General features: G+C 46.3%; 19 protein-coding genes. 10 read left to right on the top strand and 9 right to left on the bottom strand.

Annotated features, from left to right (window positions below; translation table 11 throughout):
- Window positions 1-270 precede the first annotated feature (270 nt).
- Window positions 271-1,644, top strand: coding sequence for an MFS transporter (locus tag ACJJI1_RS22825; RefSeq protein WP_444958147.1), 1,374 nt, complete (start codon window positions 271-273; stop codon window positions 1,642-1,644).
- 246 nt (window positions 1,645-1,890) lie between these two features.
- Window positions 1,891-3,669: a sulfatase-like hydrolase/transferase gene (locus ACJJI1_RS22820; RefSeq protein WP_444958146.1), complete on the top strand. Its 1,779-nt coding sequence runs from the start codon at window positions 1,891-1,893 to the stop codon at window positions 3,667-3,669.
- 180 nt (window positions 3,670-3,849) lie between these two features.
- On the opposite strand, the gene ACJJI1_RS22815 is transcribed toward ACJJI1_RS22820, so the two are convergent.
- The 5 genes from ACJJI1_RS22815 to ACJJI1_RS22795 form a co-directional block, all read right to left on the bottom strand.
- Complete coding sequence (locus tag ACJJI1_RS22815) at window positions 3,850-5,076, bottom strand: hypothetical protein (protein WP_444958145.1); 1,227 nt, start codon at window positions 5,074-5,076, stop codon at window positions 3,850-3,852.
- 348 nt (window positions 5,077-5,424) lie between these two features.
- The gene (locus ACJJI1_RS22810) at window positions 5,425-6,648 is read right to left on the bottom strand and encodes a hypothetical protein (protein ID WP_444958144.1); all 1,224 of its coding nucleotides are present in this window, start codon (window positions 6,646-6,648) and stop codon (window positions 5,425-5,427) included.
- 350 nt (window positions 6,649-6,998) lie between these two features.
- Window positions 6,999-8,222, bottom strand: a complete 1,224-nt coding sequence (locus ACJJI1_RS22805; protein WP_444958143.1) for a hypothetical protein — start codon at window positions 8,220-8,222, stop codon at window positions 6,999-7,001.
- Window positions 8,223-8,572: 350 nt separating this feature from the next.
- Complete coding sequence (locus tag ACJJI1_RS22800) at window positions 8,573-9,796, bottom strand: hypothetical protein (protein WP_444958142.1); 1,224 nt, start codon at window positions 9,794-9,796, stop codon at window positions 8,573-8,575.
- A 197-nt stretch (window positions 9,797-9,993) separates the two neighbouring features.
- Window positions 9,994-10,464, bottom strand: coding sequence for a hypothetical protein (locus tag ACJJI1_RS22795; RefSeq protein ID WP_444958141.1), 471 nt, complete (start codon window positions 10,462-10,464; stop codon window positions 9,994-9,996).
- A gap of 199 nt (window positions 10,465-10,663) precedes the next feature.
- Here ACJJI1_RS22795 and ACJJI1_RS22790 point away from each other — a divergent pair, with 199 nt between their 5' ends.
- From ACJJI1_RS22790 to ACJJI1_RS22780, 3 genes are read left to right on the top strand one after another with little or no spacing between them, the layout of a single operon-like run.
- A complete protein-coding gene (locus tag ACJJI1_RS22790; protein ID WP_444958140.1) occupies window positions 10,664-12,049 on the top strand; it encodes an MFS transporter in 1,386 nt (461 codons plus the stop codon).
- Window positions 12,050-12,089: 40 nt separating this feature from the next.
- A complete protein-coding gene (locus tag ACJJI1_RS22785; protein WP_444958139.1) occupies window positions 12,090-13,469 on the top strand; it encodes an MFS transporter in 1,380 nt (459 codons plus the stop codon).
- Window positions 13,470-13,521: 52 nt separating this feature from the next.
- A complete protein-coding gene (locus tag ACJJI1_RS22780) occupies window positions 13,522-14,895 on the top strand; it encodes an MFS transporter (RefSeq protein ID WP_444958138.1) in 1,374 nt (457 codons plus the stop codon).
- 28 nt (window positions 14,896-14,923) lie between these two features.
- On the opposite strand, the gene ACJJI1_RS22775 is transcribed toward ACJJI1_RS22780, so the two are convergent.
- Window positions 14,924-16,444, bottom strand: a complete 1,521-nt coding sequence (locus ACJJI1_RS22775) for an alginate lyase family protein (protein ID WP_444958137.1) — start codon at window positions 16,442-16,444, stop codon at window positions 14,924-14,926.
- An 889-nt stretch (window positions 16,445-17,333) separates the two neighbouring features.
- Window positions 17,334-19,949, bottom strand: coding sequence for a bifunctional aconitate hydratase 2/2-methylisocitrate dehydratase (gene acnB / locus ACJJI1_RS22770; RefSeq protein ID WP_444958136.1), 2,616 nt, complete (start codon window positions 19,947-19,949; stop codon window positions 17,334-17,336).
- Window positions 19,950-20,253: 304 nt separating this feature from the next.
- Between acnB and ACJJI1_RS22765 the strand changes: the two genes are divergently transcribed.
- Window positions 20,254-20,703 (top strand): DUF1289 domain-containing protein, encoded by a 450-nt coding sequence (locus ACJJI1_RS22765; RefSeq protein WP_413662547.1) that lies wholly within the window; start codon window positions 20,254-20,256, stop codon window positions 20,701-20,703.
- Between the two features lie 43 nt (window positions 20,704-20,746).
- On the opposite strand, the gene ACJJI1_RS22760 is transcribed toward ACJJI1_RS22765, so the two are convergent.
- Window positions 20,747-21,682 carry a hypothetical protein gene (locus ACJJI1_RS22760; RefSeq protein ID WP_444958135.1) on the bottom strand — a complete coding sequence of 312 codons (936 nt, stop codon included), beginning with the start codon at window positions 21,680-21,682 and terminating at the stop codon, window positions 20,747-20,749.
- A 220-nt stretch (window positions 21,683-21,902) separates the two neighbouring features.
- Here ACJJI1_RS22760 and ACJJI1_RS22755 point away from each other — a divergent pair, with 220 nt between their 5' ends.
- Both ACJJI1_RS22755 and ACJJI1_RS22750 read left to right on the top strand, forming a co-directional pair.
- The gene (locus ACJJI1_RS22755) at window positions 21,903-22,529 is read left to right on the top strand and encodes a MiaE family protein (RefSeq protein WP_444893381.1); all 627 of its coding nucleotides are present in this window, start codon (window positions 21,903-21,905) and stop codon (window positions 22,527-22,529) included.
- A gap of 1,900 nt (window positions 22,530-24,429) precedes the next feature.
- Window positions 24,430-24,696: a hypothetical protein gene (locus ACJJI1_RS22750; protein ID WP_444958134.1), complete on the top strand. Its 267-nt coding sequence runs from the start codon at window positions 24,430-24,432 to the stop codon at window positions 24,694-24,696.
- Between the two features lie 302 nt (window positions 24,697-24,998).
- Here ACJJI1_RS22750 and ACJJI1_RS22745 read toward each other — a convergent pair whose 3' ends face one another.
- Window positions 24,999-25,259 (bottom strand): DUF3081 family protein, encoded by a 261-nt coding sequence (locus ACJJI1_RS22745; RefSeq protein ID WP_413662543.1) that lies wholly within the window; start codon window positions 25,257-25,259, stop codon window positions 24,999-25,001.
- Window positions 25,260-25,329: 70 nt separating this feature from the next.
- Between ACJJI1_RS22745 and ACJJI1_RS22740 the strand changes: the two genes are divergently transcribed.
- Entirely contained in the window at window positions 25,330-25,794 is a 465-nt protein-coding gene (locus tag ACJJI1_RS22740) for a DUF3429 domain-containing protein (protein WP_444917663.1), read from the top strand.
- A gap of 54 nt (window positions 25,795-25,848) precedes the next feature.
- Window positions 25,849-26,478 carry a malonic semialdehyde reductase gene (locus ACJJI1_RS22735; protein ID WP_444958133.1) on the top strand — a complete coding sequence of 210 codons (630 nt, stop codon included), beginning with the start codon at window positions 25,849-25,851 and terminating at the stop codon, window positions 26,476-26,478.
- The last annotated feature ends 1 nt before the right edge of the window (window position 26,479 follow it).

Raw genomic sequence — 26,479 nt, 5'->3', positions numbered from 1 at the left:
ACAATTGAGTAAGATTGTAGAGTCTATTTAGGTTGGAGATAATTATGAGATGCTGATAGTTTTCTAAAAGGTATTACCTTCGAATTAGTTTTCTAATCTTGGATATGTGTGTCATTAGGAGAGGCCTGAAAGTAGATGTATTCATAGTTGCCTTCTTAATGAGTTGCATAGTGCTATAGATTATTGGTCCCATTTTATAGGTAAAAGAATGATGTTGTGCTACAGGCTAAACTGTATTGTAGTTTGGCTTATAGAGCATGTATAGTAAATATGATGAATGTGAAGAGTATCTCTGAGGGACAGGTCTGGGGGCTATCAGTTCTATTTTTATCAGTATTCTTAATCGCCAGCGATTTTACCGCCTTTTCACCAGCTCTCCCCGCTATCGCCAAAGACTTTTCCGTCCGCATATCATTCGTTCACTGGGTAGTGAATGCCTATGCCCTGGCCTATGGAGTCATTATTGTGACCAGTGGGCGTTTGGCGGATATCTATGGGCGTGAAACTGTTTTCTTAATTGGTGTTGGTATTTTTTCTTGCTCATCGCTATTGGGAGGGCTTGCGAGTGAGGTAGGGGTACTGTTAATCGCCAGGGTATTGATGGGGTTGGGAGGTGCATTAGCCTGGTCGGCAATGCTAGGGATGGCTTACACACTGTTGCCATCTGATCGCGCAGGATTTGTTGGGGGCTTTGTTTTGGCTGCATTAGGTGTGGCTACTGCTTGCGGGCCTGTTATTGGAGGAGTGTTGTCAGATTTTTTGAGCTGGCGCTGGATTTTATTTATAAATATCCCCATTGCTATCTTTGTGGTCGTTTTTTACGTATTGAAGTACCCGTCAGAGCAGTTTGAAAAAAAAGACGAACGAATTGATTACTTGGGCGTGTTAACTCTCTCCGTATCCCTTTTCCTGTTTTTATTGGCTCTTGATTTAATAACTCAGACAGGTATTTCTCGACTCTTGGTTTTCTGTCTTCTGGCAATATCTTTATTGGCTGCGATAACTTTTGCTTTTGTTGAAGCTAGAATGGCAGATGATGCTCTTATTCCAGAGAGCTTGGTGAGAAATCGTGTGTTTATGACATCAGGAGTTAGTGTGTTTTTTGTCGCTATCGCCTTCTTTGCAACCCTTGTCTATATCCCTTTGCTTTTTATTAGCGTGCATCAGTATTCTGCATTTCAGGCCGGATTGGCTTTGTTGCCAGCTATGGTCTCTTCTGGCATTTTTGCATTTGTTTCTGGAGCAATTCATGAGCGGTTTGGCCCCAAATTACTGCTCTGTTCAGGCGCCCTGGCGATGAGTCTGGGGCTTTTCATGCTTTCGGTTCACGGTAATCATATTGTCTACCCAGTCTTTGTACCGGGTATGTTATTGATTGGTAGTGGCTTGGGTATATTTAGCCCTGCCGCTGTGACCGCTGCAATTACCTCTGTGGAGGCCTGTAAATCCAGTTTATCTGGTGCTGTTGTCTATATGTTCCGTTTTTTAGGTGGTGCTGTGGGTTTGGGGATCAATTCAGCCATATTGGCGTCAGCGCCGGATATTGCCACCGGTGTGAACCGGGCACTACTGGTAGATGGATTTATTGTCCTTATAGGGTTCTTGATTGCAATTTTCTTCTTTCAGGAGCCCCAGAGAAGGTAATTGACGCGCTGCTTAGATTCCTCTTAGGCAATACGGTTTCTTATCGGTCTTTAGGAGCGTGTTTCCTATTTTCATTCTCTCTAAATGTTGACTGCAAGGGATAAGGCGAGTGGTCGGGGCTATCCTTCAACAAGTATTAGCGATGTTAACTCGTATGGGTTGTTAGCCGTTTAATATTGGCGGCTCAGGAAGGGCTGAGTTCTTAGAGATTGCTAATAGTAAATTTATACGAAATGGATCTCGGATATGAAATTGTCTTGGTTGCGGTTCTTGGCTGATAATTCTCTTGTTGTATCTCTTGCTGTAATCTTGATGGTGTCAGGCCCCATTGCTCTGGCAGAGAATTTACGGGGAAGTACCACGGGGCCAACTTCTGCACCAGGATACAGCCATCCGGATCAATTTCTGCATTTAAAGCCTGTAAAGCTGGCTGACAATATGTATCCCGTAATCCAGCATCCGCAAGAGGAAAAGCAAGCTAGACAGAAGCTGGCTCTTCTGGAGGAGAAGTTTGGCAAAAAGCCTAACATATTGATTTTCTTACTTGATGATGTGGGCTGGATGGATGTTGGTTTTAACGGAGGAGGAATTGCTGTCGGCAATGCCACACCCACCATGGATAAATTGGCGAATGAGGGGCTTATTTTAACCTCTGCCTATTCAACACCTTCATGCTCGCCAACACGGGCTACTATTCATACCGGCCAAAATCCGCTACACCATGGAATCCTACGCCCCCCAATGTACGGTGAGGCTGGCGGCTTGGACGGAGCAGTAACCATGCCGGCGGTACTCAAAAAGTTAGGCTACGTGACCCAGGGGGTCGGTAAATGGCATATGGGGGAGAATAAGGGCTCACTACCGCAGAATGTTGGTTATGACGATTACCGAGGGTTTCTCGGTGTATCAGATATGTATACGGAATGGCGGGACGTTTATTTCAATCCAGAAGTGGCGCTGTCTCCAGAGCGCTTTGCCATGATGCAGAAGGAGCCATTTAGTCATAGTGAGGTTCATTGCACGCCGCAGGACACGGAGCGGTGTGAAGATCTCCATCTGATTGACCTGGACACTATCAAAGTGCTTGATGATCAATGGATGGAATACAGCGTAAACTTCATTAGGCAGATGAAAGACGCTGAAAGGCCCTTTTTCCTGTATCACGCTCCCCGTGGTTGTCACTTTGACAACTACCCATCCGATAAGTGGGCAGGAAAATCCAGGGCTCGTACAGTATATAGCGACTGTATGGTTCATATGGATTATGTACTTGCACAGCTATTTAGTGCTTTGCAGGAAACAAACCAGCTGGATAACACTCTGATTTTCTTCACCTCGGATAATGGCCCCGAGTGCGAGGTTCCCCCTTATGGCCGAACCCCTTTCCGGGGTTGTAAAGGTACGAGCTGGGAGGGTGGAGTAAGAGTGCCGACATTTGCCTATTGGAAGGGGATGATAAAGCCGCGCCGAACTGAAGGGTTGTTTGATCTGGCTGATCTCTTTAACACAGCCATTTCAATAGCGGGCAAGCCCGGTAGGGAGGTGGCAAGTTTTGTTAATGAAGATCGATATATCGATGGTATCGATCAAACGGGAATGCTGTTGGCGGATAATGGCCAGTCTGCACGCCGTAGTCGGCCCTATACGATAAATCAGTATTTTTCTGCCATGCGTATTGATGAGTTCAAATATGTATGGACGGCAGAAATCGAAAATGGTGTCGTACAGAGGGGAAACTGGGGCGGGTTCAGTGGTCCCATTTTTGTTGAGAGTGGCGGGGCAATATTATTTAACCTTTATTCCAATCCTCAGGAAGATGTCAGTATCGGTGTGCGTCATTTGCCAATGCTTGTACCAGTGATGACATCGGCGGGAGACTATATGAAAGAACTCATTAAGTATCCCCCACAATTCAAGATCGGTTTTATATCCAATAATCCGCCAATCTATGACCTTTTACCTCAGGCTAAAGAGAAGTTGGAGCAGTTTGAGAAAGAGGGTACTGGTAAGTATCCCTGGCCTTAGAGTTGAATCTTGAAATACAACTTTAACTCTACGAGTGGATTTATGCTTGAGCCGTATAAGTATGTAATATTTTGACGGCTATTAAATAGGGTGGCGGGAGTCATTCTCTTGAGATACAGGCCTCGATAGATCAAACAAAATGGCCGGCCTCGCTCGTGTTTCTGGAGGCCGGCCTGTGGACTACTGCAAGATTGTGCCGGTGTTACTGGTTCCCACTTGCGTAGCGGTTGCAGAGTTCCCAGATGTTGCCTGGGTGGTATCATGGGTGTTTGTTGTGCCCATTTGCATAATGTTGGCGGTATTCATCGTCATTGATTGGTTAATCGTAACCGTATTAGAATCTCCAATCTGTTCCACATCGGCAACCAGTAAATCTCCAAGCTGGAATAGCGTAGAGGAATTGCTTAAGCCATCCTGTTCGATCTCAGCATCGTTACTGTCACCAAATTGAATGGCAAAAACCATATTGGTTGTACCCAGTTGTTCGGCAAAAAGGTTATTACCGAGGCCGTCCTGCTGCCCAAGATCAGCATCGTTTGAATCGCCATCCTGTATTAGCTCAGCAGTACCACCGGTAGATGTAAATTGTGTTATGAGTGAGGTATTACCTGTCCCTAACTGGATTGTGCTCTGAATATTCCCCAATCCGTTGGCGACCTGAAAAAAGGTAGCCATATTTGATGTTCCATCCTGAAATATGGTGGCGGTGCTAGAAGTTTCACTTGACTGGGTACCGTCTACGTCATTAGTCGTTCCCAGTTGGATGACAACAAGTCCATTCCCCGAAGAGTTTGATTGAATAATAGAGCCAGTGTTTGAATCACCATTCTGGGTGATTGTGGCAGTATCGAGGGAGGAATTGAGTTGTGTTGTGGTGAATTGGTTGGAAGTGCCAATTTGTGTGGTTGTCGAAGTTACCGATGTGGTATTGGTTTGAGTGGCATCGAATAAATTAGTTTGACCGTTTTGCAGTACAGTAATTGTCGATGTGGTCGCATTATCTTGCTCAATCGTCGAAACGGTATTGTTGTCGCCAATTTGGGTACTGTTGATAACACTATTTGTAGAGTTGGTTATCTGTGATGTGGTTGATGAGTTGTTGTCTCCGGTTTGAGTGAATATCGAGAAGTTGCCCGACGTGGTGGGGTCTGCTTGGTTGGCTGTTGCTGTATTCCCGGTGCCATTCTGATTGACAATCGTAGTATTGGCGACAGCATGCGTGCTGATTGCTAAAGCAAGTGCCGAAGCAATATAGGTGTAAGCTCTCATATCTACTTCCTTACAAATCAACATATTAATCTTTATCAAGCGGATTACCGCCTGCTTGTCGATTTGGGACTCTGCGGAATATCTGGTTAGGCAAAGACGGCTCTCAAATCCCTGGGTAATTACTTGAATTGTTCCCATCCAAAGTTACTGCTGACACCCAAGATACTACCGTTAAAATGATATTGGGTGATGGTGTAGGATGACCTAACGATTTTCGGTCAGGTGAGCAGTATTTTCCTTGGGATTTAACTATCAATCTACTGAGAAGAAATCCCTAAAGAGATAGTTGCAGGCCTATATTGCAGTTTGCCTTGTCTGAAAAGAAGTGGCTAATTACGTTAGTCATTTCTTTCATGCATTTAAAATAGAGGAGGTGAAAACTTGGGAGCTTTAATTATCGAAAGATTTACTATAGCAAATTAAATGTCACGATTTAATCAGGCATGGCCGGCTCCAGTTTGAGGTTCACTGGGGCCGGCCGATAAATTACTGCAAGATGGTACCTGTATTACTGGTACCTAGCTGGGTAGCAGTTGCTGAGTTTCCACTTGTTGCCTGGGTGGTGTCATGGGTGTTGGCGAAACCCATCTGCATAGTACTGGCATTATTGTTGGTTGATGTTTGGGTAATTGTTGCAGTATTCGAAGTCTGGATTTGTTCTATATAGGCTACGAGCAAGTCGCCATCCTGTGATAGATCTGCTGAGTTACTTAATCCATCCTGGAGAATTTCACCATCGTTACCTGCACCAGTTTGAGAGGTCATGACCGTATTGGTGGTGCCTAGTTGTTCGGCGTAGAGACTACTGCCAGCGCCTAAATCTTGTTCAATATCTGCATCGTTTGAATCACCTTCCTGTATTAATTCAGCCGAATCTCCGACACTGGTAAATTGAATAACTAATGAGGTATTGCTCGTTCCCACCTGGGTTGTGTTTTGAATATTCCCTGCTCCAAGAGTCTGTATACTTCCCGATAAATTTGATGTGCCATCCTGAAGTACCGTGATGGTGCTTGAAGTTTCGTTTGATAGGACTGTACTTGCAACGTTGGTTGCTCCAAGTTGGGTGATAAAATGCCCATTCCCAGTGGAGGATGACTGAACCATGGACCCCATGTTGGAGTCACCAATTTGGGTGATTGAGGCGGTATCTAAAGATGAATTACCTTGTACGGCGGTGAATTGGTTGGAAGTTCCAGTTTGTGTCGTTGTTGAAGTACTTGAAGTGGTGCTACTTTGAAAGCCACTGAATAAGTTAGTTTGACCATTTTGTATTACGGTAATGACTGAAGTGGAAGCATCGCTCTGATCAATTGATGAAACAGTATTGTTGTCGCCAATTTGGGTACTGTTGATAACACTATTTGTAGTGTTGACTACCTGTGAGGTGGTCGATGAGTTGTTGTCACCGATTTGTGTGAATATCGCAAAGTTGCCTGATGTGGATGGGTCAACCTGGTTGGACAGGGCTGAATTCCCGACGCCATTCTGATTGACAATGGTGGTATTGGCGGCAGCGTGCCCAGTGAAGGCTATAGCGACTGCCGCAGCAATGGAGGCATAAGTTTTCATATCTATTTCCTTGCAAATCAACATATTAAGTTCTATCAAGCGGATTACTGCCTGTTTGTCGATTTGTGACTCTGCTGAATAGCTGGTTAGGCAAAGACGGCTCTCAAATCCCTGGGTAATTACTTGAATTATTTTCACCCAAAGCTACCACTGACATCCAAAGCACTATCGTTAAAATGACATTGGATGACGTTATAGGATGACCCTCCGATTTTTGATTATGGGCAGAGTGTTTTCCTTGGGAATTAACTATCAATCTACTGAGAAGAAATCCCTAAAGAGATAGTTGCAGGCCTATATTGCAACTTGTCTTGCATAAAAAAGAAGTGACTAATGACGTTAGTCATTTCATTTATGCATTTAAAATAGGGGAGGGTAAAAACTTGGGGGCTTTAATTGTTAAAAGATTTACTATAGCAAAGTAAATATCACTATATCATCAGGTATGGCCGGCTCCAGCTTGAGGCTCACAGGAGCCGGCCGATAAATTACTGCAAGATGGTACCTGTATTACTGGTACCTAGCTGAGTAGCAGTTGCAGAATTTCCGCTTGTTGCCTGGGTAGTATCATGGGTGTTTGTCGTGCCCATTTGTATGGTGCTAGCGGTATTCATCGTAGAGGTTTGGGTAATCGTAGCTCCATTAGAATCTCCAACCTGCTCCATAAAGGCTACAAGTAGGTCTCCATCTTGAGAGAGGTCTGCGGTGTTACTGAGGCCATCTTGTTCAAGTCCTGCCTCATTAGTTGATCCAGTCTGGTCCGTCATTACCATGTTAGTTGTGCCAAGCTGTATGACCTCAATGGAGGTGTCGGAGCCATACTCCTGGACAACATGGGCATCATTAGAGTCACCATCCTGTAGCAGATTAAAAGTGTTGTTAAATGCAGAGGATTGTTTAGTGAATGATGTATTACTAAGGCCTAGCTGTATGGTACTTTGATAATTCCCCGAACCATTTTCAAAAATAGAGTCTGCAATATTCGAGGTTCCATCTTGGAAAATTATGCCAACACTAGACGTCTCGTTACCTAGAATGCCTCCGACTACGTTTGAGATTCCCTGCTGATTTAAAATTTGGGAAGTATTAGATGTTTGGTCTTGTCCGAGCACGCCTATATTTGAATCTCCTGTCTGGGTAACAACCATATTATCTAAATTGGATTCAAATTGTGTAATTACCATTTCATTAGATGTACCATTTTGTGTGCTTATTGATGTGCTTGTCATCGTATTGCTTTGCATGGCAAAAAAGAGATTGGTTTGGCCATTTTGCAGTACATTAATGGCTGAAGTGGTGGTGTCAAATTGACTAATTGATGAAACGGTGTTGTTATCACCTATTTGTGTGCTATTGATAATACTGTTTGTAGAGTTGATTGTCTGAGCGGTGGTGGATGAGTTGTTGTCGCCAGTTTGAGTAAATATTGCAAAGTTGCCAGATGTTGATGGATCATTCTGGTTAGATGTTGCTGTATTTCCATTACCGTTTTGAATGACAATGGTAGTATTGGCGGCTGCATGCCCACTGATGGCTATAGCAACTGCCGCAGCAATGGAGGCGTAAGTTTTCATATCTATTTCCTTACAAATCAACATATTAAATTCTATCAAGCGGATTACTGCCTGTTTGTCGATTTGGGACTCTGCTGAATAGTTGGTTAGGCAAAGACGGCCCTCAAATCCCTGGGTAATTACTTGAATTATTTTCACCCAAAGCTACCACTGACATCCAAAGCACTACCGTTAAAATGATATTGGGTGATGATGTAGGATGACCTAACGATTTTCGGTCAGGTGAGCAGTATTTTCCTTGGGATTTAACTATCAATCTACTGAGAAGAAATCCCTAAAGAGGTAGTTGCAGGCCTATATTGCAGCTTGCCTTGCATAAAAAAGAAGTGACTAATGACGTTAGTCATTTCATTTATGCATTTAAAATAGGGGAGGGTAAAAACTTGGGGGCTTTAATTGTTAAAAGATTTACTATAGAAAAATAAATATCACTATATCATCAGGTATGGCCGGCTCCAGTTTGAGGTTCACTGGGGCCGGCCGATAAATTACTGCAAGATGGTACCTGTATTACTGGTACCTAGCTGGGTAGCAGTTGCTGAGTTTCCACTTGTTGCCTGGGTGGTGTCATGGGTGTTGGCGAAACCCATCTGCATAGTACTGGCATTATTGTTGGTTGATGTTTGGGTAATTGTTGCAGTATTCGAAGTCTGGATTTGTTCTATATAGGCTACGAGCAAGTCGCCATCCTGTGATAGATCTGCTGAGTTACTTAATCCATCCTGGAGAATTTCACCATCGTTACCCGCACCAGTTTGAAAGGTCATGACCGTATTGGTGGTGCCTAGCTGTTCGGCGTAGAGACTATTGCCAGCGCCTAAATCTTGTTCAATATCTGCATCGTTTGAATCACCTTCCTGTATTAATTCAGCAGAATCTCCGACACTGGTAAATTGAAGAACTAATGAGGTATTGCTCGTTCCCACCTGAGTTGTGCTTTGAATATTCCCTGTTCCGAGAGCCTGTGTACTTCCCGACATATTTGATGTGCCATCTTGAAGTACCGTGATGGTGCCGGAAGTCTCAGTCGATTGAGCTGCTCCTGCGGTATTAGTTGTTCCAAGCTGGGTAATAAAAAGCCCATTCCCAGTGGAGGATGACTGAACCATGGAACCCATGTTGGAGTCACCATTCTGGGTGATTACGGTGTTATCTAAAGATGAATTGGTTTGTACGGTGGTATATTGGTTGGAGGTGCCAGTTTGTGTCGTCGTCGAGGTGCTTGAGGTGGTAGTGCTTTGAAGTGCATTAAATAAATTGGTTTGACCATTTTGCACTACGGTAACTACCGACGTAGTGGAATCGCTTTGATCAATCGATGAAACAGTATTGTTGTCGCCAAGTTGAGTGCTATTAATAACACTATTCGTAGTGTTGACAACCTGAGATGTGGTTGATGAGTTGTTGTCACCGATTTGTGTGAATATCGCAAAGTTGCCTGACGTGGATGGATCAACCTGGTTGGACAGGGCTGAATTCCCGACGCCATTTTGATTGACAATGGTAGTATTGGCGGCAGCGTGCCCACTGATGGCTATAGCGACTGCCGCAGCAATGGAGGCGTAAGTTTTCATATCTATTTCCTTACAAATCAACATATTAAGTTCTATCAAGCGGATTACTGCCTGTTTGTCGATTTGGGACTCTGCTGAATAGCTGGTTAGGCAAAGACGGCTCTCAAATCCCTGGGTAATTACTTGAATTATTTTCACCCAAAGCTACCACTGACATCCAAAGCACTATCGTTAAAATGATATTGGATGACGTTATAGGATGACCCTCCGATTTTTGATTATGGGCAGAGTGTTTTCCTTGGGAATTAACTATCAATATTCTGAGAAGAAATTCCCAAAGGTGATCGGAGGCTCTTAATTCTTCGTCTGAGGGAGGGGGGAAGAGGCAGGTTCCTTTAAGCGCTCTTTACATCTTTGCCAGATTTTGCAACAAAATAATGGCATAAAAAGGCAATGGGAATTGAGTATAAAGCGATAATAAATGCGAGACCGAAGAAACCTGATTCTGTTGTTGCTATTCCTGCACAGCAAAGGAGAATGCTTGGAAGAGCACCACCCAACATCATAGAAACTCGGTTGTATCTCTGCATCTTTAACAGGAAGTACTCAATAAGCTTCCCGTAGGTTAGGGTGGCGATTAAGGATACCAGAGTAGTCATCAGATAGAATGTCAGCATGGGGACTGTGCCATTAAGAATCTGAATTCCGGAAGCACCAGGCAAGGAAAAAACCGCAATAATAGTTGGCAATACGACACAGGTTAGCGCAGTAGCTTTAAGGGCAATAAGGAAGGATATAGTTTGGGGCGAAGGAGTGGTTTTACTTTCCAGGTTGGCCTTAGGCGCTTTGTAATAATTTGTAGGCATGTACTTATTGATGAAGCTCGTTTAAATCTGTTTTTTCAAGTGGAATGTAGCTTAATTAATGGTAATCATTAGCTGTTGTCATGTAAATGTGATAGTGGCTCGAATTATATTGATTTTTGATTACGAATTGAGGCTTTGCTGGGGTGGGTGTTGGAACAAATACACCATACTGGATATAAAGTACATGTAGATTTAATCGATGGCATCCAATGAAAGCTCTTTAACTCCCACTCACTACTGGGGGCTCTTTGCCCTGCTACTGGCGGCATTTCTTCTTGCCAATGATTATACGGCATTTTCGCCGGCACTCCCGGCAATTCAAAAGACATTCAATGTCGATATCACCACCATTCACTGGGTCGTTAACGCCTATACCCTGGTGTATGGTGTTTTGATTGTGTCTACGGGCAGGATGGCTGATATCTATGGTCGTCGGCGAATGTTTATTACCGGCATCTATATCTTTACTGCATCTTCCCTTGTAGGTGGATTTGCGGGAAATATAGGAACGCTATTATTCGCCCGTGCATGGATGGGTTTGGGGGGAGCCTTGGCCTGGGTTGCCATCCTGGGTATGGTTTTCTCCCTCTTGCCCAGGGATAAGGCCGGGCTGGCCGGAGGGTTGATTCTCACTACAACGGGGTTGGCCAATGCCAGTGGCCCAGTGATTGGTGGTCTGTTGGCTGATTTTGCCAGCTGGCGCTGGATATTATTTATTAATATTCCCATTGCTTTGCTGGTTATTCTTCTGTGTTGGAGCAAATATCCTCCAGCTAGTACTCAGAGAAGCAATAAGAAAATTGACTATTGGGGTGTTATTACCCTCTGTGGGTCTTTATTTAGTTTCCTCCTTGCTATGGATCTGGTGGTTCAGTATGGCTTGTCCCACTTCTATGTGTGGGGCCTATTGGTACTGTCCATATTTCTCATGATAGTTTTTGCTGTTGTTGAAACTGTTGATCCTAATAACGCGCTAATTCCAGGTGAATTGATAAAGAACAGAGGCTTTATCGCCGCTGGACTCAGTATGTTCTTTGTTGCTATCGCATTTTTTGCGACCCTGGTTTATATCCCGCAGCTATTTATCAAGGTAAAGGGCTATTCTGCCTTTGGGGCAGGGTTGGCGTTGCTACCATTAATGGTCAGCTCTGGTGTTGTAGCCTATATTTCTGGCGCATTATACGAGCGGCTGGGCGCTAAGATTTTGATTTGTGCTGGTGCTTTGGGTATGTGTATAGGGCTGTTTCTATTGTCGGCTGTGGAGGCCCACGCATCTTATATTTATTTCCTTCCCGGGCTTCTGATAGTGGGCAGCAGTATTGGCATATATAGTCCAACGATTGTTACAGCGGCAATTAGCGTAGTTGAGCCCAGTGATTCTAGTTTGGCAGGGTCGATTATCTATATGTTTAAATTTGTGGGCGGGGCCCTTGGGTTGGGAGTTAATGCGACTTTACTGGCTATGGCTCCCAACATCGCTGTTGGGATTGAGCGGGCCTTTGTGGTTGATGCTTATCTGGCACTACTTGGGTTCTTGATTTCCTTGGTTTTCTTTTCTGGTCTTTCTACAAAAACGATTCGTTAATGGCAGCTATTTTCACTGAGAACAAGCCGAGTTTTTAGGTATGGTTGATAAAAAGGCCTCGGTGAAAAGTAATCTATATCTTGGTCTAGGCGCGCTGTCCCTGGCCATCTTTCTTGTGGCCAATGATTTCACTGCATTTTCGCCGGCATTGCCTGTGGTTGAACAAGAGTTCCAGTCAGATCTTACTACGAGTCAATGGGTAATTAGTGCTTACGCATTGGTTTGCGGTGTGTTGATAGTTTCAGGAGGTCGTCTGGCTGATATGTATGGTAGGAGGCGAACATTTATTGTCGGGTTATTAATTTTCATGTTTTTCTCGTTTTTGGGCGGAATTGCTGGAAGTATGGGAATGCTATTGGTTTCCCGTGCATTTATGGGGGCGGGGAGTGCGCTGATTTGGCCGTCTGTTTTGGGGATGATGTACAGTCTGATGACACCGAAGAATGCAGGGTTGGCCGGTGGACTGATTATTACGATATGCGGTATAGCAAATTCTGTAGGGCCACTAGTGGGAGGTTTCCTGGCTGACTATATCAGCTGGAGATGGATTCTATTTATTAATTTACCACTTTCTCTAGTGGTTCTTTATCTTTGCTTCAGAGTGATTCCACCAGATTCGTTAAATGTGCCTAAAGATAAGTTAGATTATCGAGGAGTTGCTCTACTGTCATCGGCACTATTCTCTCTTCTGCTTGCTTTCGACTTTGTAGTCGATGTGGGGTTTAAAAACTATCTGGTGTTTGGACTGTTTATGGCTTTCTTTCTCTTGTTTTGCCTCTTTATATTGGTTGAGGGGAGAGCAGCTGAGGGGGCATTAATCCCTCCAGATGTAGCAGGAAACAAGTCTTTTGTCACTGCAGCCTGTGTCGCTTTGTTAATTGCCCAGTTCTTCTATGCGGGGTTCTTTTTTATCCCGCAATATTTAAGTAAAGTCCATGGAGCTTCTGCAACAATAGCAGGTCTGGGATTGGTTCCACTTATGTTGGCATTTAGTGTATTTGGTTTTGTTGCTGGTAATGTCTATAAGGTGCTGGGAGCCAAGCTAATTGCCTCCATAGCAACACTATTAATGGCTTTAGGTTTATATATGCTGTCTCATATCTATCAGGACGGTCAATATATTCGCTTGGTTCCCGGGTTGTTAATTTTGGGGGCGGGTATTGGCTTATTCAATTCTACTATAATCACGTTTGCAATATCGGTTGTTGATCCGCGCCGAGCAAGTTTGGCCGGAGCAATAATCTTTATGATTCAAATAGCGGGTGGTGCAGTGGGGTTGGGCCTGAATACCACAATAGTCGCAATGGCTGGTGATATATCTTATGGGATTAGTCAGGCATTTACATTAAACGCATACTTGGCGATGTTATCTTTTATTATTTGCGTTTTATTTATAGGGTCTAAGGAAGAAAAAGCTTAACGTCATTTTGTATGTCAATTGGTTTATGTATATGTAAGTACAGGTTTACGCAATGGAAAGACAAGAGGGTCTCTTAGATAAGAATTTATACCTTGGAATGTTGGCTCTGTCTCTTGCCATTTTCCTTGTCGCCAATGATTTTACGGCCTTTTCTCCCGCGCTGCCGGCAATGGGGCACGAGTTCCACTCTGACCTTACAACGACCCAGTGGGTCATTAATGGTTACGCCTTAGTCTTTGGAGTACTGATTATTTCAGGTGGTCGCCTTGCCGATATGTATGGCAGGAGGAGGGTATTCTTTATTGGAACCCTGCTATTTATGGCGTTCTCACTTATCGGTGGGATTGCAGTTAATATGGGAATGTTATTGATATCCCGGGCACTGATGGGGATTGGAGGGGCTATGATGTGGCCGTCGATCCTGGGTATGACCTATGGCCTGATGACTGAAAAGCGAGCGGGTTTGGCTGGAGGGCTGGTGATTACTGTTTGCGGTATTGCCAATTCAGTTGGACCACTGTTGGGTGGTGCGCTGGCAGATTATGCCAGTTGGAGATGGATTTTCTTTATTAACCTGCCGGTATCAGCAGTTGCCTTATATGTTTGCTGGAGAGTGATTCCTGATGACTCTCCAGAAGCTTGTGATGAACGTATTGACTATGCCGGAATCACTTCGCTGTCGATGGCTCTATTTGCCTTGCTGTTGGCGTTTGATCTTGTGGTTGATGTCGGTTTCAAAAGCCCATTGGTCCTCGGCCTTATCGCTGCCTTTTTCTTACTTATATGCTTGTTTAGTGTCGTTGAGAAGCGAGTTGGGGCTCAGGCGTTGATTCCACCGGATGTGGCTGGGAATAAACGGTTTGTTTTCGCCTCTATTGCTACGTTATTGATTTCAGCACTTTTCTTTGCGGGATTGTTTTTTATTCCCCAATTCTTAACCCATGTTCGAGGTACCTCGGCGATGAAGGCGGGGATGGGGTTGATCCCTATGATGCTCTCCTTTAGCGTTTTCGGCTTTCTGGCAGGGAAGCTATATGATGTGATTGGAGCAAAGAAGATAGTATCGGCAGCTACTTTATTGATGACGCTGGGAATGTATCTTCTATCTCATATCCACAAGGATACTCAATATATGTCTTTGGTTCCTGGCCTGGTGATATTAGGTGCTGGTATTGGTTTGTTCAATTCCACCATTACCACTGTGGCTATAACGGTTGTTGATAACAGTAGAGCGAGTTTGGCGGGTGCAATCATTTTTATGTTTCAAATAGCGGGTGGTGCCGTAGGATTAGGGTTGAATACAACGATAGTGGCGATGGCCACTGACATGCCATCGGGTATTGAATATGCATTTACTGTAAACGCCTATCTCGCCATGTTTGCTTTTATTATTTGCATTTTATTTGTTGGGGATAAAAAAGCCTGAGGTTTGAGTTTAATAACCTATCCGTTGTCTATCTTTCCGCTTCAGTTGTTAATTGATCGGCAGCCTTTAAAGGCAAAGTTTGTGCTTCTTTGCCAAAGTTCCAAAATGGGAAAATTCCCGTTTCGATTGGGAAAACAGGTTTGCATTGGCTGATTGGTACGGCATTAAGTTCTATTTTTAGCTCTCCATAATGTTGTCTGTAGGCATAGGCTATTGGGATCAGTCTCTGCCGATCGAAATGCTTGGCGCCCTTGTTGTTTTCGAATGCTTGTAGAAAATTATCTATTCCCTGCTGGATGCCAGCCCCATTTCTTGCTGTGAAGTTCCAGAAATTTTCATCAATTGTTTCTGCGAGACTGGCAAGATAAATCCATAATTGAAGATTTATGCATTCATAATGAACACTATTTTTACTCTTGATTTTCGATACTTGGTTATCCGAGTGATCAAACTGCTCTAATATTCGGAAGCGGGAGTCCCTGAGAGTTTTTCTGGCAGTTTGTATTTGATTGAGATAGAGCGCTAAAGCTACAACTTGCAAATCATACTGTGTGCCAAGATGCCCAAGTTTTGGACGCATTGATTGCCCGCGATGACTATCTATCAACCAGCTAAGGTATTGCTCCAGATGGTAGTCTAATCGCTCAACTCCTATCAGACGAATCTGCTGTTCTTGTTTAAGTTCTCTTAAAGTGCATAGGGTATGGGCCAGTAGGTTGGGATTTACAGAATGTAATTGTTTGCTGTATTTCGTTTCATGTTTGTCGGGGAATAGCTTGATGAGGCTATTGTCGATAAATTGAATGAATTGTGGTTTCGAGCAGTGGGATTGCGCAAGGGCGACAATGGTCAAATCCTGAAGCAAGCTATTAATCGAACTGGGCCGTGCCCTCTGTTTTGCTCTTACTGATCTTTGCGTGGCCTCTCTTAGTAGCATTAGATAGGAAGGGTTGCGCCTGTTTGTACTGGCCAACTTGCTGCCAGAGGCGCTTGTATCGGCGCAGAAGCTGGAATCATCGAGTTGATCCAGCATGGCAAGGATAGCTTCAGAGCGAGTCGCTCCTCGCTCCCGGCTGGACTGCTGATCTGTCCGCTCCAGGTGCGGCTTTCCAGAAAATAGTCTGGCTACCCAGGCTCCTTGAGTATAGTGACCTGCGGCTTCCGAGTAATCCGGGCAGGGGAGATCCCATGGGAAAATCGCCCATTCATCCCATTTCCCCGATACGCCTAGCCGCCATAAAAACTCTACTTTGGGTCGCCTGCCGTAGCAGTAGCGGCTATCAAAAATCTCTCTGCTATCAGATCGAAATACTATTTGTGGTTCTTCAGTGGGGGTTGGTTCGAAGTTCTCACATAAAATGGATTTGTTATCCAACAGTCTTGTCATTGGAATAATATGGTAGGGGTAAGCGTTGTTGTTGAGTACTTGTTGCTTTATTGCTTGCCAGGCTTTTGGAGTTACAAAGCAATTGCCATCCCAGGGTAAAATCCAGTCTGCTTTTGATTTTCCGTCCTGGAGGGCGAGATTTCTGGCCCCATTATTATTCATTACATAATTATTTTTATGGCGGTAAAGGCTCAGCTCTGCCTGAACCGCTAAGTCCTGGCGTAATCGTAGCCCTTTTAATTTATAGGGGGCATAGCTGATGGGGTGATCGAGAATATTCCACTCTATTTTTCGGTAGTCGTCCCAGCTAAAGGGGATTCTGAGAAAGGTTTGTTGATAGTCGTCGAGCAGTTTAATGATGGCTGCTTCTTCATTAGGGTCGACTATTCGATTGAGGATAAATACTTTTTCGCAGTTGTCGAGTTCAGGCTCATGCTTCAAAATAAATTCGAGATTCTTGCGGGACTGTCCCACACTATGCCGGGGAGCTAAGTCGTTGCCGATGACTCTGTAGAGAATAAAGGTCTGGGTTCTATTTGTTGTGGCTTTATGAGATTTGACTGGCGTAGTTTTGGGGTAGGGGGTACGACTGCTCGGATAGTGGAAATTGGGAAAATGGCGATACCTTCGCATAATAATATTGGCTAGGCGCCTGGCATATTTTAGGGTTTTTCTTTTTAGCTTTTGAGAAAAAAATATACAGCGATCTCGCCACCTTAGCCAAAAAGTGTGCTCACGGAGTGATGTTGTTTCCTGTTCGGAAGCTAGCTGTTTTACGGGCGTTGGCATGGAAGCGTATTCTTATAGTTAGATATAGAGAAATCTAGTGAGTGCTCATTGATTGCTGACGGAAAGCCGGCAATCAAATTTTTCTCGTGATTCGGAGTTAATTATAGTCGGCTAGATTCTAGAGCTTGGTGTCGAGCCATGTAGACGTAAAGTGCGCCAGCTTAAAAGTTATTTTTTTATGCTGCGGCAAGCTGAGATCTTTCCTATAGGCAAAAAAAACCCCGCTAGTTAGCGGGGCTTTTCGTCTGGATCAGGCTGTCAATTAGACATTCACTTCCTGGATCTCAGTCGCTGCGATGCGCTTGCCTTCTTCGGCAGACTTCTGGAAGTCTTCAATCTGATCGAAGTTCAGGTAGCGGTAGATCTCGCTGGACATGGAGTCCAGGTTCTGTGCGTATTCCTGGTACTCAGCCGGAGTCGGTAGTTTACCCAGGATGGCGCCTACAGAAGCCAGCTCAGCGGAGGTCAGGTACACGTTGGCACCATCGCCCAGACGGTTGGGGAAGTTACGGGTAGAGGTGGACAGTACGGTGGCATTCGGTGCCACACGTGCCTGGTTACCCATACACAGGGAGCATCCAGGCATCTCGGTGCGGGCACCGGCAGAACCGTAGATGTTGTAGTAACCCTCTTCCATCAACTGGTGCTCGTCCATCTTGGTGGGCGGGGAAATCCACATGCGAGTGGAGATGCCACCTTTGTGTTCTTGCAGCAGTTTACCGGCAGCGCGGAAGTGACCGATGTTGGTCATACAGGAGCCGATAAAGACTTCGTCTACCTTGTCGCCAGCAACGTCGGACAGCAGGCGAGCGTCGTCCGGGTCGTTCGGAGCACATACGATCGGCTCTTTGATCTCGGCCAGATCGATCTCGATCACTTCCAGGTATTCGGCGTCGGCGTCCGCTTCCATCAGTTTCGGGTTGGCCAGCCACTCTTCCATGGCGCGCGCGCGGCGCTCCAGGGTACGCTTGGAGCCGTAACCTTCAGCGATCATCCAGCGCAATAGGGTTACGTTGGAGCGCAGGTACTCAGACATGGTGTCTTCGGACAGCTTGATGGTACAGCCAGCAGCGGAGCGCTCGGCGGAGGCGTCGGACAGTTCGAATGCCTGCTCTACAGTCAGGTCTTCCAGGCCTTCGATCTCGAGGATGCGGCCGGAGAAGATGTTCTTCTTGCCTTTCTTCTCAACGGTCAGCAGGCCCTGCTTGATGGCGTAGAGAGGAATGGCGTGCACCAGGTCGCGCAGGGTGATGCCGGGCTGCATTTTGCCCTTGAAACGCACCAGTACGGACTCAGGCATATCCAACGGCATAACACCGGTAGCGGCGGCGAAAGCTACCAGACCGGAACCTGCCGGGAAGGAGATACCCATGGGGAAGCGGGTGTGGGAGTCACCACCGGTACCTACGGTGTCCGGCAGCAGCATGCGGTTCAGCCAGCTGTGGATGATGCCGTCAGCCGGGCGCAGGGAAACACCGCCACGGTTCATGATGAAGTCCGGCAGGGTGTGCTGGGTGCTGATATCAACGGGCTTGGGATAGGCCGCAGTGTGACAGAAAGACTGCATTACCAGGTCGGCGGAGAAGCCGAGGCAGGCCAGGTCTTTCAGTTCGTCACGGGTCATGGGGCCAGTGGTGTCCTGGGAGCCCACAGTGGTCATTTTCGGCTCGCAGTAGGTGCCCGGACGGATACCTTCAACGCCACAAGCTTTACCAACCATCTTCTGCGCCAAAGTGTAACCTTTGCCGGTATCGGCAGGTTGCTCAGGCTTGCGGAACAGCTCTGAAGGCGCCAGGCCCAGGGCTTCACGGGCTTTGCCGGTCAGGCCGCGACCGATGATCAGGTTGATACGACCGCCAGCCTGAACTTCGTCCAGCAGTACGTCGGACTTCAGTTGGAATTCAGACAGGACTTTGCCGTCTTCGGCCAGGATCTTGCCGTCGTAAGGGCGGATCTCGATAACGTCGCCCATGCCCAGTTCGTCAACGGGGGCTTCGAATACCAGCGCGCCGGCATCTTCCATGGTGTTGTAGAAGATTGGGGCAACTTTACCGCCGATACAAATACCGCCGCCTTTCTTGTTGGGCACGCCAGGCATTTCGTCACCGAAGTACCACAGCACGGAGTTGGTGGCGGACTTACGGGAAGAACCGGTGCCTACTACGTCGCCAACGAAAGCAACGGGCAGGCCCTTGGCTTTAACTTCTTCGATCTGCTTCAGCGGGCCGGTAACGCCTGCTTCCTCTGGCTCCAGGCCGTCGCGCTTCATTTTGTACATGGCCAGCGCGTGCAGGGGGATATCCGGACGAGACCAAGCATCCGGTGCCGGAGACAGGTCGTCGGTGTTGGTTTCGCCAGTCACCTTGAATACGGCAACTTTGATGCTCTCGGGCACTTTGTTGCGCTTGGTGAACCACTCGGCATCTGCCCAGGATTGCATAACGGCTTTGGCATATTCATTGCCGGCTTTGGCTTTCTCTTCCACATCGTGGAAGGCGTCAAACATCAGCAGGGTGCCTTTCAGCTGCTCAGCAGCCAGTTCGGCCAGATCTTTGTCGTCCAGCATCTCGACCAGAGTGGAGATATTGTAGCCGCCCAGCATTTGGCCCAGCAGTTCTACAGCATGTTTGCGATCGATCAGCGGGGATTCTGCTTCACCTTTGATGATGGCGGACAGGAAACCTGCTTTAACATAAGCGGCTTCGTCAACGCCTGGCGGAACGCGGTGGGTGAGCAGGTCAACAAGTTCCTGTTCTTCGCCTTTAGGCGGGTTTTTCAGCAATTCAACCAGGCCGGCGACTTGCTCGGCATCCAATGGCTTTGGTGGAATGCCTTGTTCGGCGCGTTCGGCGACGTGTTTGCGATAGGCTTCAAGCACTGATAAGTCCCTCTTGGTGTGTGGGGTGGCACCTACAGCGGGCGGAATTCCCGGTCTATTAACTGTCAGCCGGGATTTTTTTTTCGAGGCCGCTGATGGCGGGGGGCGAATACTACAGGAAAGCCCTACAGCTGTTAAGTTTATCGAAAAATCAATAATTTAAGTGAATTATGACTATTTGCTAGGTGAATTTTAGTGGTTTGGCAGCTGGTACTTCCCCCCTTTTCTTGGCGGCGGAAACAAAATAGGCTACGCGCAATTTGAAGGCCGCGCGGGCGGCATAAATAGGTTGGTCGGATAGTTAATGTATAAGAAGGTTCGCACGCCCTGTATCGGTGTTTGCTCCACGGGAATTGGCGATGATGTTTGCCGTGGCTGCAAGCGCTTTGCACACGAGGTTATTGATTGGAATGCCTATAGTGAAGAACAGCGCCGGGTAATTGCCGAGCGCCGAGAAGGGTATTTGGTGAACGCAGTACGCAGCCAGTTGGAGATCGTGGATCGCGAGCTGCTATTGGAGCAGCTTCATCACCAGCGGGTCCGTTTTGATGAGAGTCAAAATCCATACTGCTGGGTGTTCGAACTATTGAGGGCAGGGGCCAGCCAGATATCGGACCTCAAGGCTTTTGGGTTGCAACTCACCGCACAGGCTCGCGGCGTCCCACTGGTGGAAATTCGCCGCCTTATCGATGAGGATTTTTACGCACTGTCTGTCGCCTATTACCAGCGCTATGTGGCGCCTGGTATTACCTAAGAAGGTTTAAAAATTTGATGGCAGCCCCATTTGGGGCTTGGGTTTAGCGCTGCTGGCGCAAAAATACTCTGAGCGCCGGTAGAAAGGGTTCACTGGCGATTGCCAGATCCCGCCGCTGGCGCCGTCGACTCAAGCTCGGTTGGTGGTCAACTCGGGTGAATTCAGGCAGCTGCCCGGCTTCGTTGGCCTCTACCAGAATCGGCATGGAGGAATAGCCGACCTGATGATATTCCTCTTCCTCACCTGGCTCGTGCCCATAGAAGATTTCCGCTACCTGGAGATTGGGGCGACTTTGCACTTGCACCTGGCGTAAATCCTCCTGCTGGCTTTTGTGTAGCCCGGCGAGTAGCTGGCGCTGATATTGGATACCGGGATCGGACCCTTGAGGGTCCAGCTGCACCAACTTCTTTTCACACCATTTCACCGTGACCTTGCGAATAGATTTACGCGCCTTGATCCATGAAAGGGTGATGGCATCCGGCCGCTTCGGGCACATCAAGACCAGGCGGTAACATTGGCGTAGATGTGCGCGGGGGAACCCAGCACCCGCAAGGGTTTCCCGCACAGTACGATCCTGCTCTGCCACTGGCCGCTCCGCCAGGGCGCCTCGGAGTTCGGCAATAACCTTGGCGAAGATCTCTTTGTGGTTATTGAGTTGTTGGGCAAGCTCAAGGGTTTTGGTCGGTACCGCCAATAAGCCAGGTACCTGTAAAGTAGCGCGGGCATCTCCTCCGGCGCTAATGGGCTCCAGATAGTCGAGTTGTGAGTAGAGAGCGCCTGACAGTGAATAGGGGCGTTCAAAGCTCTGACTGAGACTGAGTGCGGCATCCTGTGCGAAAGGGGGCTGAAGTAGATAGTGCTGCCAGGGTTTCTCGGCATTTTGCAGCAACTCCAGGGATTCTCTCAGGGCTTGGGCGGCGCCATGGACATTTTCTAGTAGCTGCGGGATAGCTTTTGCCTGGGTTCTGTAGTCATTCATCAGATATGCCGGATAAAAAGTGATTTTTATATTAATACACTTAATAAATCGTTATCAAATTGAGTGTATTTATCACTAGGGACCTTCCTGGATAATTGCAGCCCCTGCTTGTCAGTTGGGGGAGTAGTGCCCGCTGGTGGTTTAAAAGCGGGCGTTTGTGGCTTGGGGCCGCTATAATCCCGCGCCAAGTTATTTTGCTCCGGTTAAGTTTGTTCGTCTTATGAATGCTCAAGTCCCAGATCTGTCCGCTATCAATGAATTCCTGCTGTGTCCCACGCCCGATGCCTGGGTGGAGGCGGCATTGAAGGAGCCGGAAATGATGCTGATCGATCATGCCAACTGCGAGAAAAAAGCGGCGGGTACGGCCCTGAACCTGATGTTTCGCTATCTGAATGACTTTGAGCTGCTGAACAAAATGTCGCGTCTGGCTCGCGAAGAGTTACGCCACTTTGAGCAGGTGCTGGCGATTATGGAGAAACGCGGTATCGCCTATCCCCACGTTAGTGCCTCCCGCTACGCGGCCGGTCTTCGCGCTGAAGTGCGCAGCGCAGAGCCGGGGCGTTTGATTGATACGTTGATTTGTGGCGCTATTATCGAGGCGCGCTCCTGCGAGCGCTTTGCACGGATTGCGCCTCAGTTAGATGATGAGTTGCAGAAGTTTTATCTCTCCCTGCTCAAATCTGAGGCACGTCACTTCCGCGATTACCTACATCTTGCCCAGAAGGCTTCCGATGAAGATATTCAACCTAGGGTTCAGGCACTGCTGGAGAAAGAAAAGGAATTAGTGGAAGGCAGTGATGGACAATTCCGCTTTCACAGTGGTGTGCCGGAGAGTGCTGGGCAGTAATTCTCGCCCGGCCTGCTAAGTTGGCTCAGATTTTCAGGAAGCTTTTGAATTGATGTTTATTGGCTACAAGCTTCCTGATTCTTTAGTGAAAACATCAGAATTCTTGCTGCCTAAGCTCACTAAATTGGGTCATGCCGGCAGTAGCTCAAAACGTTGGCTATGGCGTTATCGTAGGACTGCTTGGTAGTTCTGTTGCCTTTGCCCGATTCTACGTTAGTGCTCTAAAAATCAGCACAGGTCTCTGTTGGATCTCGCCAGTACAAGTCGATATCGATTGATCAAACGCTATAAGTAAGTTGGGTGAGCAGTAGTAAACTAATACCAAAGGGTATTTGTAAGCTGTACTATCGTAAGCACGCTAGAAGATCAAACTCGTACACTAGGGGCTGTTCATCAATACCCTGTTGGCCACAATCTTGAAAAAGATATGTAATGCACAGTGAATTTCTACTGACCATCCTTCCGTAAAAATTATACTTTAGAGCCAATGTGTGGAAGTACAGTTTTTGAGTGCCGCCTTTTGAAGGTTTAAGTGCCGTTGCTTAATTAGCTTTTATTTTCAATCAGTTATTCTGTAATCAGAAAGCATAAATGGTTTATGGGCATCTTTGTCTGAGTGATTCAAGGAAGACGAAAGTTGCTCGCTGGATGCTTTTTTGTAGTGGATTAAGGACTAATGGAACTGCTTAACGACATATTAAGAGAGGGATACTAGGCAACGGGCTAATTTCAGGAAGTTTTTAGGCTACCTGAGAAATGCACCAAAACGGGAAAGCCTAGGACGGTAAACCTATTGGTGTTACTGCAGGGACCGCATTCGACGATCTTGGAGCACTGAAGATTGAGGAGCGTAATGATCAGCCAGGATGATTGTTATGGTGAGTTTGTACCAGGTAGCCCGGTATTTCTCCCCTCCTCCCCCAAAAAAAGTAAGTAATGGAAAAATTATCTTTCATTTCCAAGAAATATACAGATGCTGAGAGAAGCACAAAGACAAGGTTGTCCCGTGCTTTACTCAATAATTTTGCACAAAATCTTATAAAGCAAAACGGTATTCATGGTGGGGTTGATCACTTAGACGCCGTAGTATTTTAGTTTGCAGAAAATATAAAGATCTTGGGACGCTCTCCAGTAGATATGACCATGATTTACATTTATCCTTGGCGAGAAGGTTGTATCAATAAAGCCATTAAAGAATCCTGTTAGGGTGTAAGGCTATTTGGCCTTCCTCGAGAAGGACTGAAAAAAGACATGGCAAGCTTCCAACTTTACTCTGGCGAAAAAGGTTATATTTTGCCGTTTGAACATCAACATAGCTAACTCTGAATCAGTATTGATGCTCAAGATGATCTTTTGTGTGACCAATGATGTTGCTAGGAGCAAGATATTTCAAAACTGTAATTGTTTATTGGCTCCTGAGGATGTTAAAAAATATTTGCATGCAATGAAATGTAAAGGTTGATATTAAAGGGAGGCTGGGGAGATGGTGTTATTTGGGACTGGTGTTTGACGAAGTATCTGGTTATGGATAACCAACTATTGGATTTTTTAAACACAATTCTACCATGTTGGCAGGTGGTGGTCCTCTGCTTTTAGACGTGGCAGAAAAGTACTAGGCGCGTCTCCCAGTGATAACACTGAACCTTTTGGAGGTGTTGATGCCTTTTAGGTTCCGGGGGGATTGAATATGACGCGGAAGATATTGGCAACCGCAAGTTCAATCTTGCTGGTTACTTTGTTCCGTCAGGGAGTAATACCCAGGCTGATCTCGCAGGTATTTTTTCGTTCATGGAAGCTAATAAGGTTTCATATGAGAATTTTAAGTTTAATCTAATAGGTTTGAAGGCTGTTCAAATATCCATTAATGTGGGTATTCCAAAAATAGGGAGATTTTTGGAGGATGGAAAGAAGGAAAGATGGAAAATTTGATCAATTAGGAGGAATATTAATGAAAGTTATATATAAATTGTTTTTTATGGTCTTAACTGTCAGTGTATGTTTTGCTGGATCAATACATGAGGATGTGATTCACACTCAGATATCTGAAGAAGGGAAAACCATTTCAGCAGATATGTTAATGGCTGGAAGTGATGTGTCTGGTGGAGTGACGGATAGTGTTGGTTATATTCTTGGGGCAATAATTAAAATTCTACTAGGGGAAGCTTAAGATTTAGCCCAGCGGACTTTGGGTGAAATGATGGGTCAATGTTTCGCTGGGCTTCAAAATTCTGTGCTACCCGCATAAGTCCGTAAGATGATCGATTTATCTGGAAGGTAGCTGCGGTAGTATTAGGCTGTAATTTTAAACCGGATGCGTTGGGTTTTCTGAGGTTTTTAAGCTTGGTGGTGGATAGTGTCTCCATTTGTGCATACGGTGTTCTTTTAGTGAATGTCGAAAAGTTGCTCTCACCGTGTCTCATTTTGGTGTTTAAAATTTACCTCTGTTTGAGGTTTCTAGGTTCTTTTCTCTTATCCTGAATCAAGCTTTTTCAATAGCCGAATAAACTCTTCGAGCTCTTTGCTGCTGGTGGAATCCACAGAAAATTTATTGTGGAAAAATATGGTGAGTTTTACTTTGGGGGAGTTGATAAAAACCGTATAGCCGTCAAAGTCAGTGCTGACTGCCAGTCCCTGGTAATGCCATTCGTTACCTTCCTTGCGCCCCTCCTTTGTCGCCCTATCAAACACCCGCAGCGCTTGTTTGACGTCAATCTTCTGTTCGGCATCCATTGCTGCTTGCTCCTGCCGCTAAGCTTGTTGTTTGAGACGAAACTGTCTTTGACTTGGAAGCTTAGACGACATGGACACTGACATCCATCACTACCCACCAGTAGATACGCGGCTGTTTGACTGGCTGGCTTACCTTGGTTTGATTCCATTTGTCGCAGGAATCATTATGCAGTGGTTGGGGTTTTCTCTTTGGGGAGTGACTCCGCGCCTGCTGTTCACCGCCTACAGCGCCGTGATTCTGAGTTTTCTTTGCGGTGTTTGGTGGGGTGCTGCACTCAATCAAGTGGGGCATCCGCATAGGATGATTTTAGCGCTACTGAGTAACCTGGTGACGTTGGTGGGGTGGGTGGCGCTGCTGATGTTTCGCACCACTTGGGCGCTACCGGTATTACTAGTTGCTTTCGGTTTTGTGGTCTGGGCCGAGGCCCGGTTGAACCCCAATCTGCCCGGGCGGGATCAGTACTTTCGCACCCGCAGCATCGTGACCTACCTAGTGATGGCCTGCCATCTTCTAATGATTCTGCTGCTCCTTTGAAATGTCTGGCGCAAACTAAACTGTTACCAGCGAAGTTATTTTGGGGTAGCTCTTATGCAACCTGTTTCCTCTGAGGTGCTCGACCAGCTATTCAACAAAGCCCGAACCCATAGTCATTGGCAGGATAAGCCGGTTTCAAAAGAGGTTTTGAAACAGCTTTACGACTTGGTCAAATTCGGACCCACCAGTGCTAATTGTTGCCCTATGCGATTGGTGTTTGTTGTAAGTAAGGAGGCTAAGGAGCGGCTCAAGCCAGCGCTTAATGAAGGAAACATTGAAAAAACTATGCGGGCTCCGGTGACTGTCATTGTTGCTTACGATATGCACTTTTATGAACACCTTCCGAGGCTCTACCCCCAGACTCCTGCGCGCGAATGGTTTGCCGATAGCCCCGAATACGCGGAGGTTACTGCATTTCGCAATGGTTCCTTGCAAGGAGGCTACTTTATTTTAGCGGCGAGGGCCCTGGGGCTCGATTGCGGCCCAATGTCGGGGTTTGATAACGCATTGGTTGATGAGGAATTCTTCAGTGACAAATGCTCAGCACCGGCTTTTCTGCCGGAGCACTTCCCCGATTGTCATATGAAGTCCAATTTCTTGTGCAATCTTGGCTATGGCGAAACCGACAAATTATATCCGCGCAACCCTCGGTTGGGTTTCGATGAAGTGTGCAGAACTCTGTAAA

The sequence above is a fragment of the Microbulbifer maximicatervae (SeqCode) genome (assembly GCF_052467065.1).
This window is presented reverse-complemented; position numbering and strand designations above follow the sequence as displayed.

What these genes read in the sequence shown, in the direction of transcription:
- ACJJI1_RS22760 (WP_444958135.1), bottom strand. Translation starts at nt 21,682, where the DNA reads ATGAATGACTACAGAACCCAGGCAAAAGCTATCCCGCAGCTACTAGAA.
- ACJJI1_RS22735 (WP_444958133.1), top strand. Translation starts at nt 25,849, where the DNA reads ATGCAACCTGTTTCCTCTGAGGTGCTCGACCAGCTATTCAACAAAGCC.
- ACJJI1_RS22790 (WP_444958140.1), top strand. Translation starts at nt 10,664, where the DNA reads ATGGCATCCAATGAAAGCTCTTTAACTCCCACTCACTACTGGGGGCTC.
- ACJJI1_RS22740 (WP_444917663.1), top strand. Translation starts at nt 25,330, where the DNA reads ATGGACACTGACATCCATCACTACCCACCAGTAGATACGCGGCTGTTT.
- ACJJI1_RS22820 (WP_444958146.1), top strand. Translation starts at nt 1,891, where the DNA reads ATGAAATTGTCTTGGTTGCGGTTCTTGGCTGATAATTCTCTTGTTGTA.
- ACJJI1_RS22785 (WP_444958139.1), top strand. Translation starts at nt 12,090, where the DNA reads ATGGTTGATAAAAAGGCCTCGGTGAAAAGTAATCTATATCTTGGTCTA.
- ACJJI1_RS22780 (WP_444958138.1), top strand. Translation starts at nt 13,522, where the DNA reads ATGGAAAGACAAGAGGGTCTCTTAGATAAGAATTTATACCTTGGAATG.
- ACJJI1_RS22765 (WP_413662547.1), top strand. Translation starts at nt 20,254, where the DNA reads ATGTATAAGAAGGTTCGCACGCCCTGTATCGGTGTTTGCTCCACGGGA.
- ACJJI1_RS22750 (WP_444958134.1), top strand. Translation starts at nt 24,430, where the DNA reads ATGGAAAGAAGGAAAGATGGAAAATTTGATCAATTAGGAGGAATATTA.
- ACJJI1_RS22825 (WP_444958147.1), top strand. Translation starts at nt 271, where the DNA reads ATGATGAATGTGAAGAGTATCTCTGAGGGACAGGTCTGGGGGCTATCA.
- ACJJI1_RS22745 (WP_413662543.1), bottom strand. Translation starts at nt 25,259, where the DNA reads ATGGATGCCGAACAGAAGATTGACGTCAAACAAGCGCTGCGGGTGTTT.
- ACJJI1_RS22755 (WP_444893381.1), top strand. Translation starts at nt 21,903, where the DNA reads ATGAATGCTCAAGTCCCAGATCTGTCCGCTATCAATGAATTCCTGCTG.
- ACJJI1_RS22775 (WP_444958137.1), bottom strand. Translation starts at nt 16,444, where the DNA reads ATGAATAATAATGGGGCCAGAAATCTCGCCCTCCAGGACGGAAAATCA.
- ACJJI1_RS22795 (WP_444958141.1), bottom strand. Translation starts at nt 10,464, where the DNA reads ATGCCTACAAATTATTACAAAGCGCCTAAGGCCAACCTGGAAAGTAAA.
- ACJJI1_RS22815 (WP_444958145.1), bottom strand. Translation starts at nt 5,076, where the DNA reads ATGGGAACAATTCAAGTAATTACCCAGGGATTTGAGAGCCGTCTTTGC.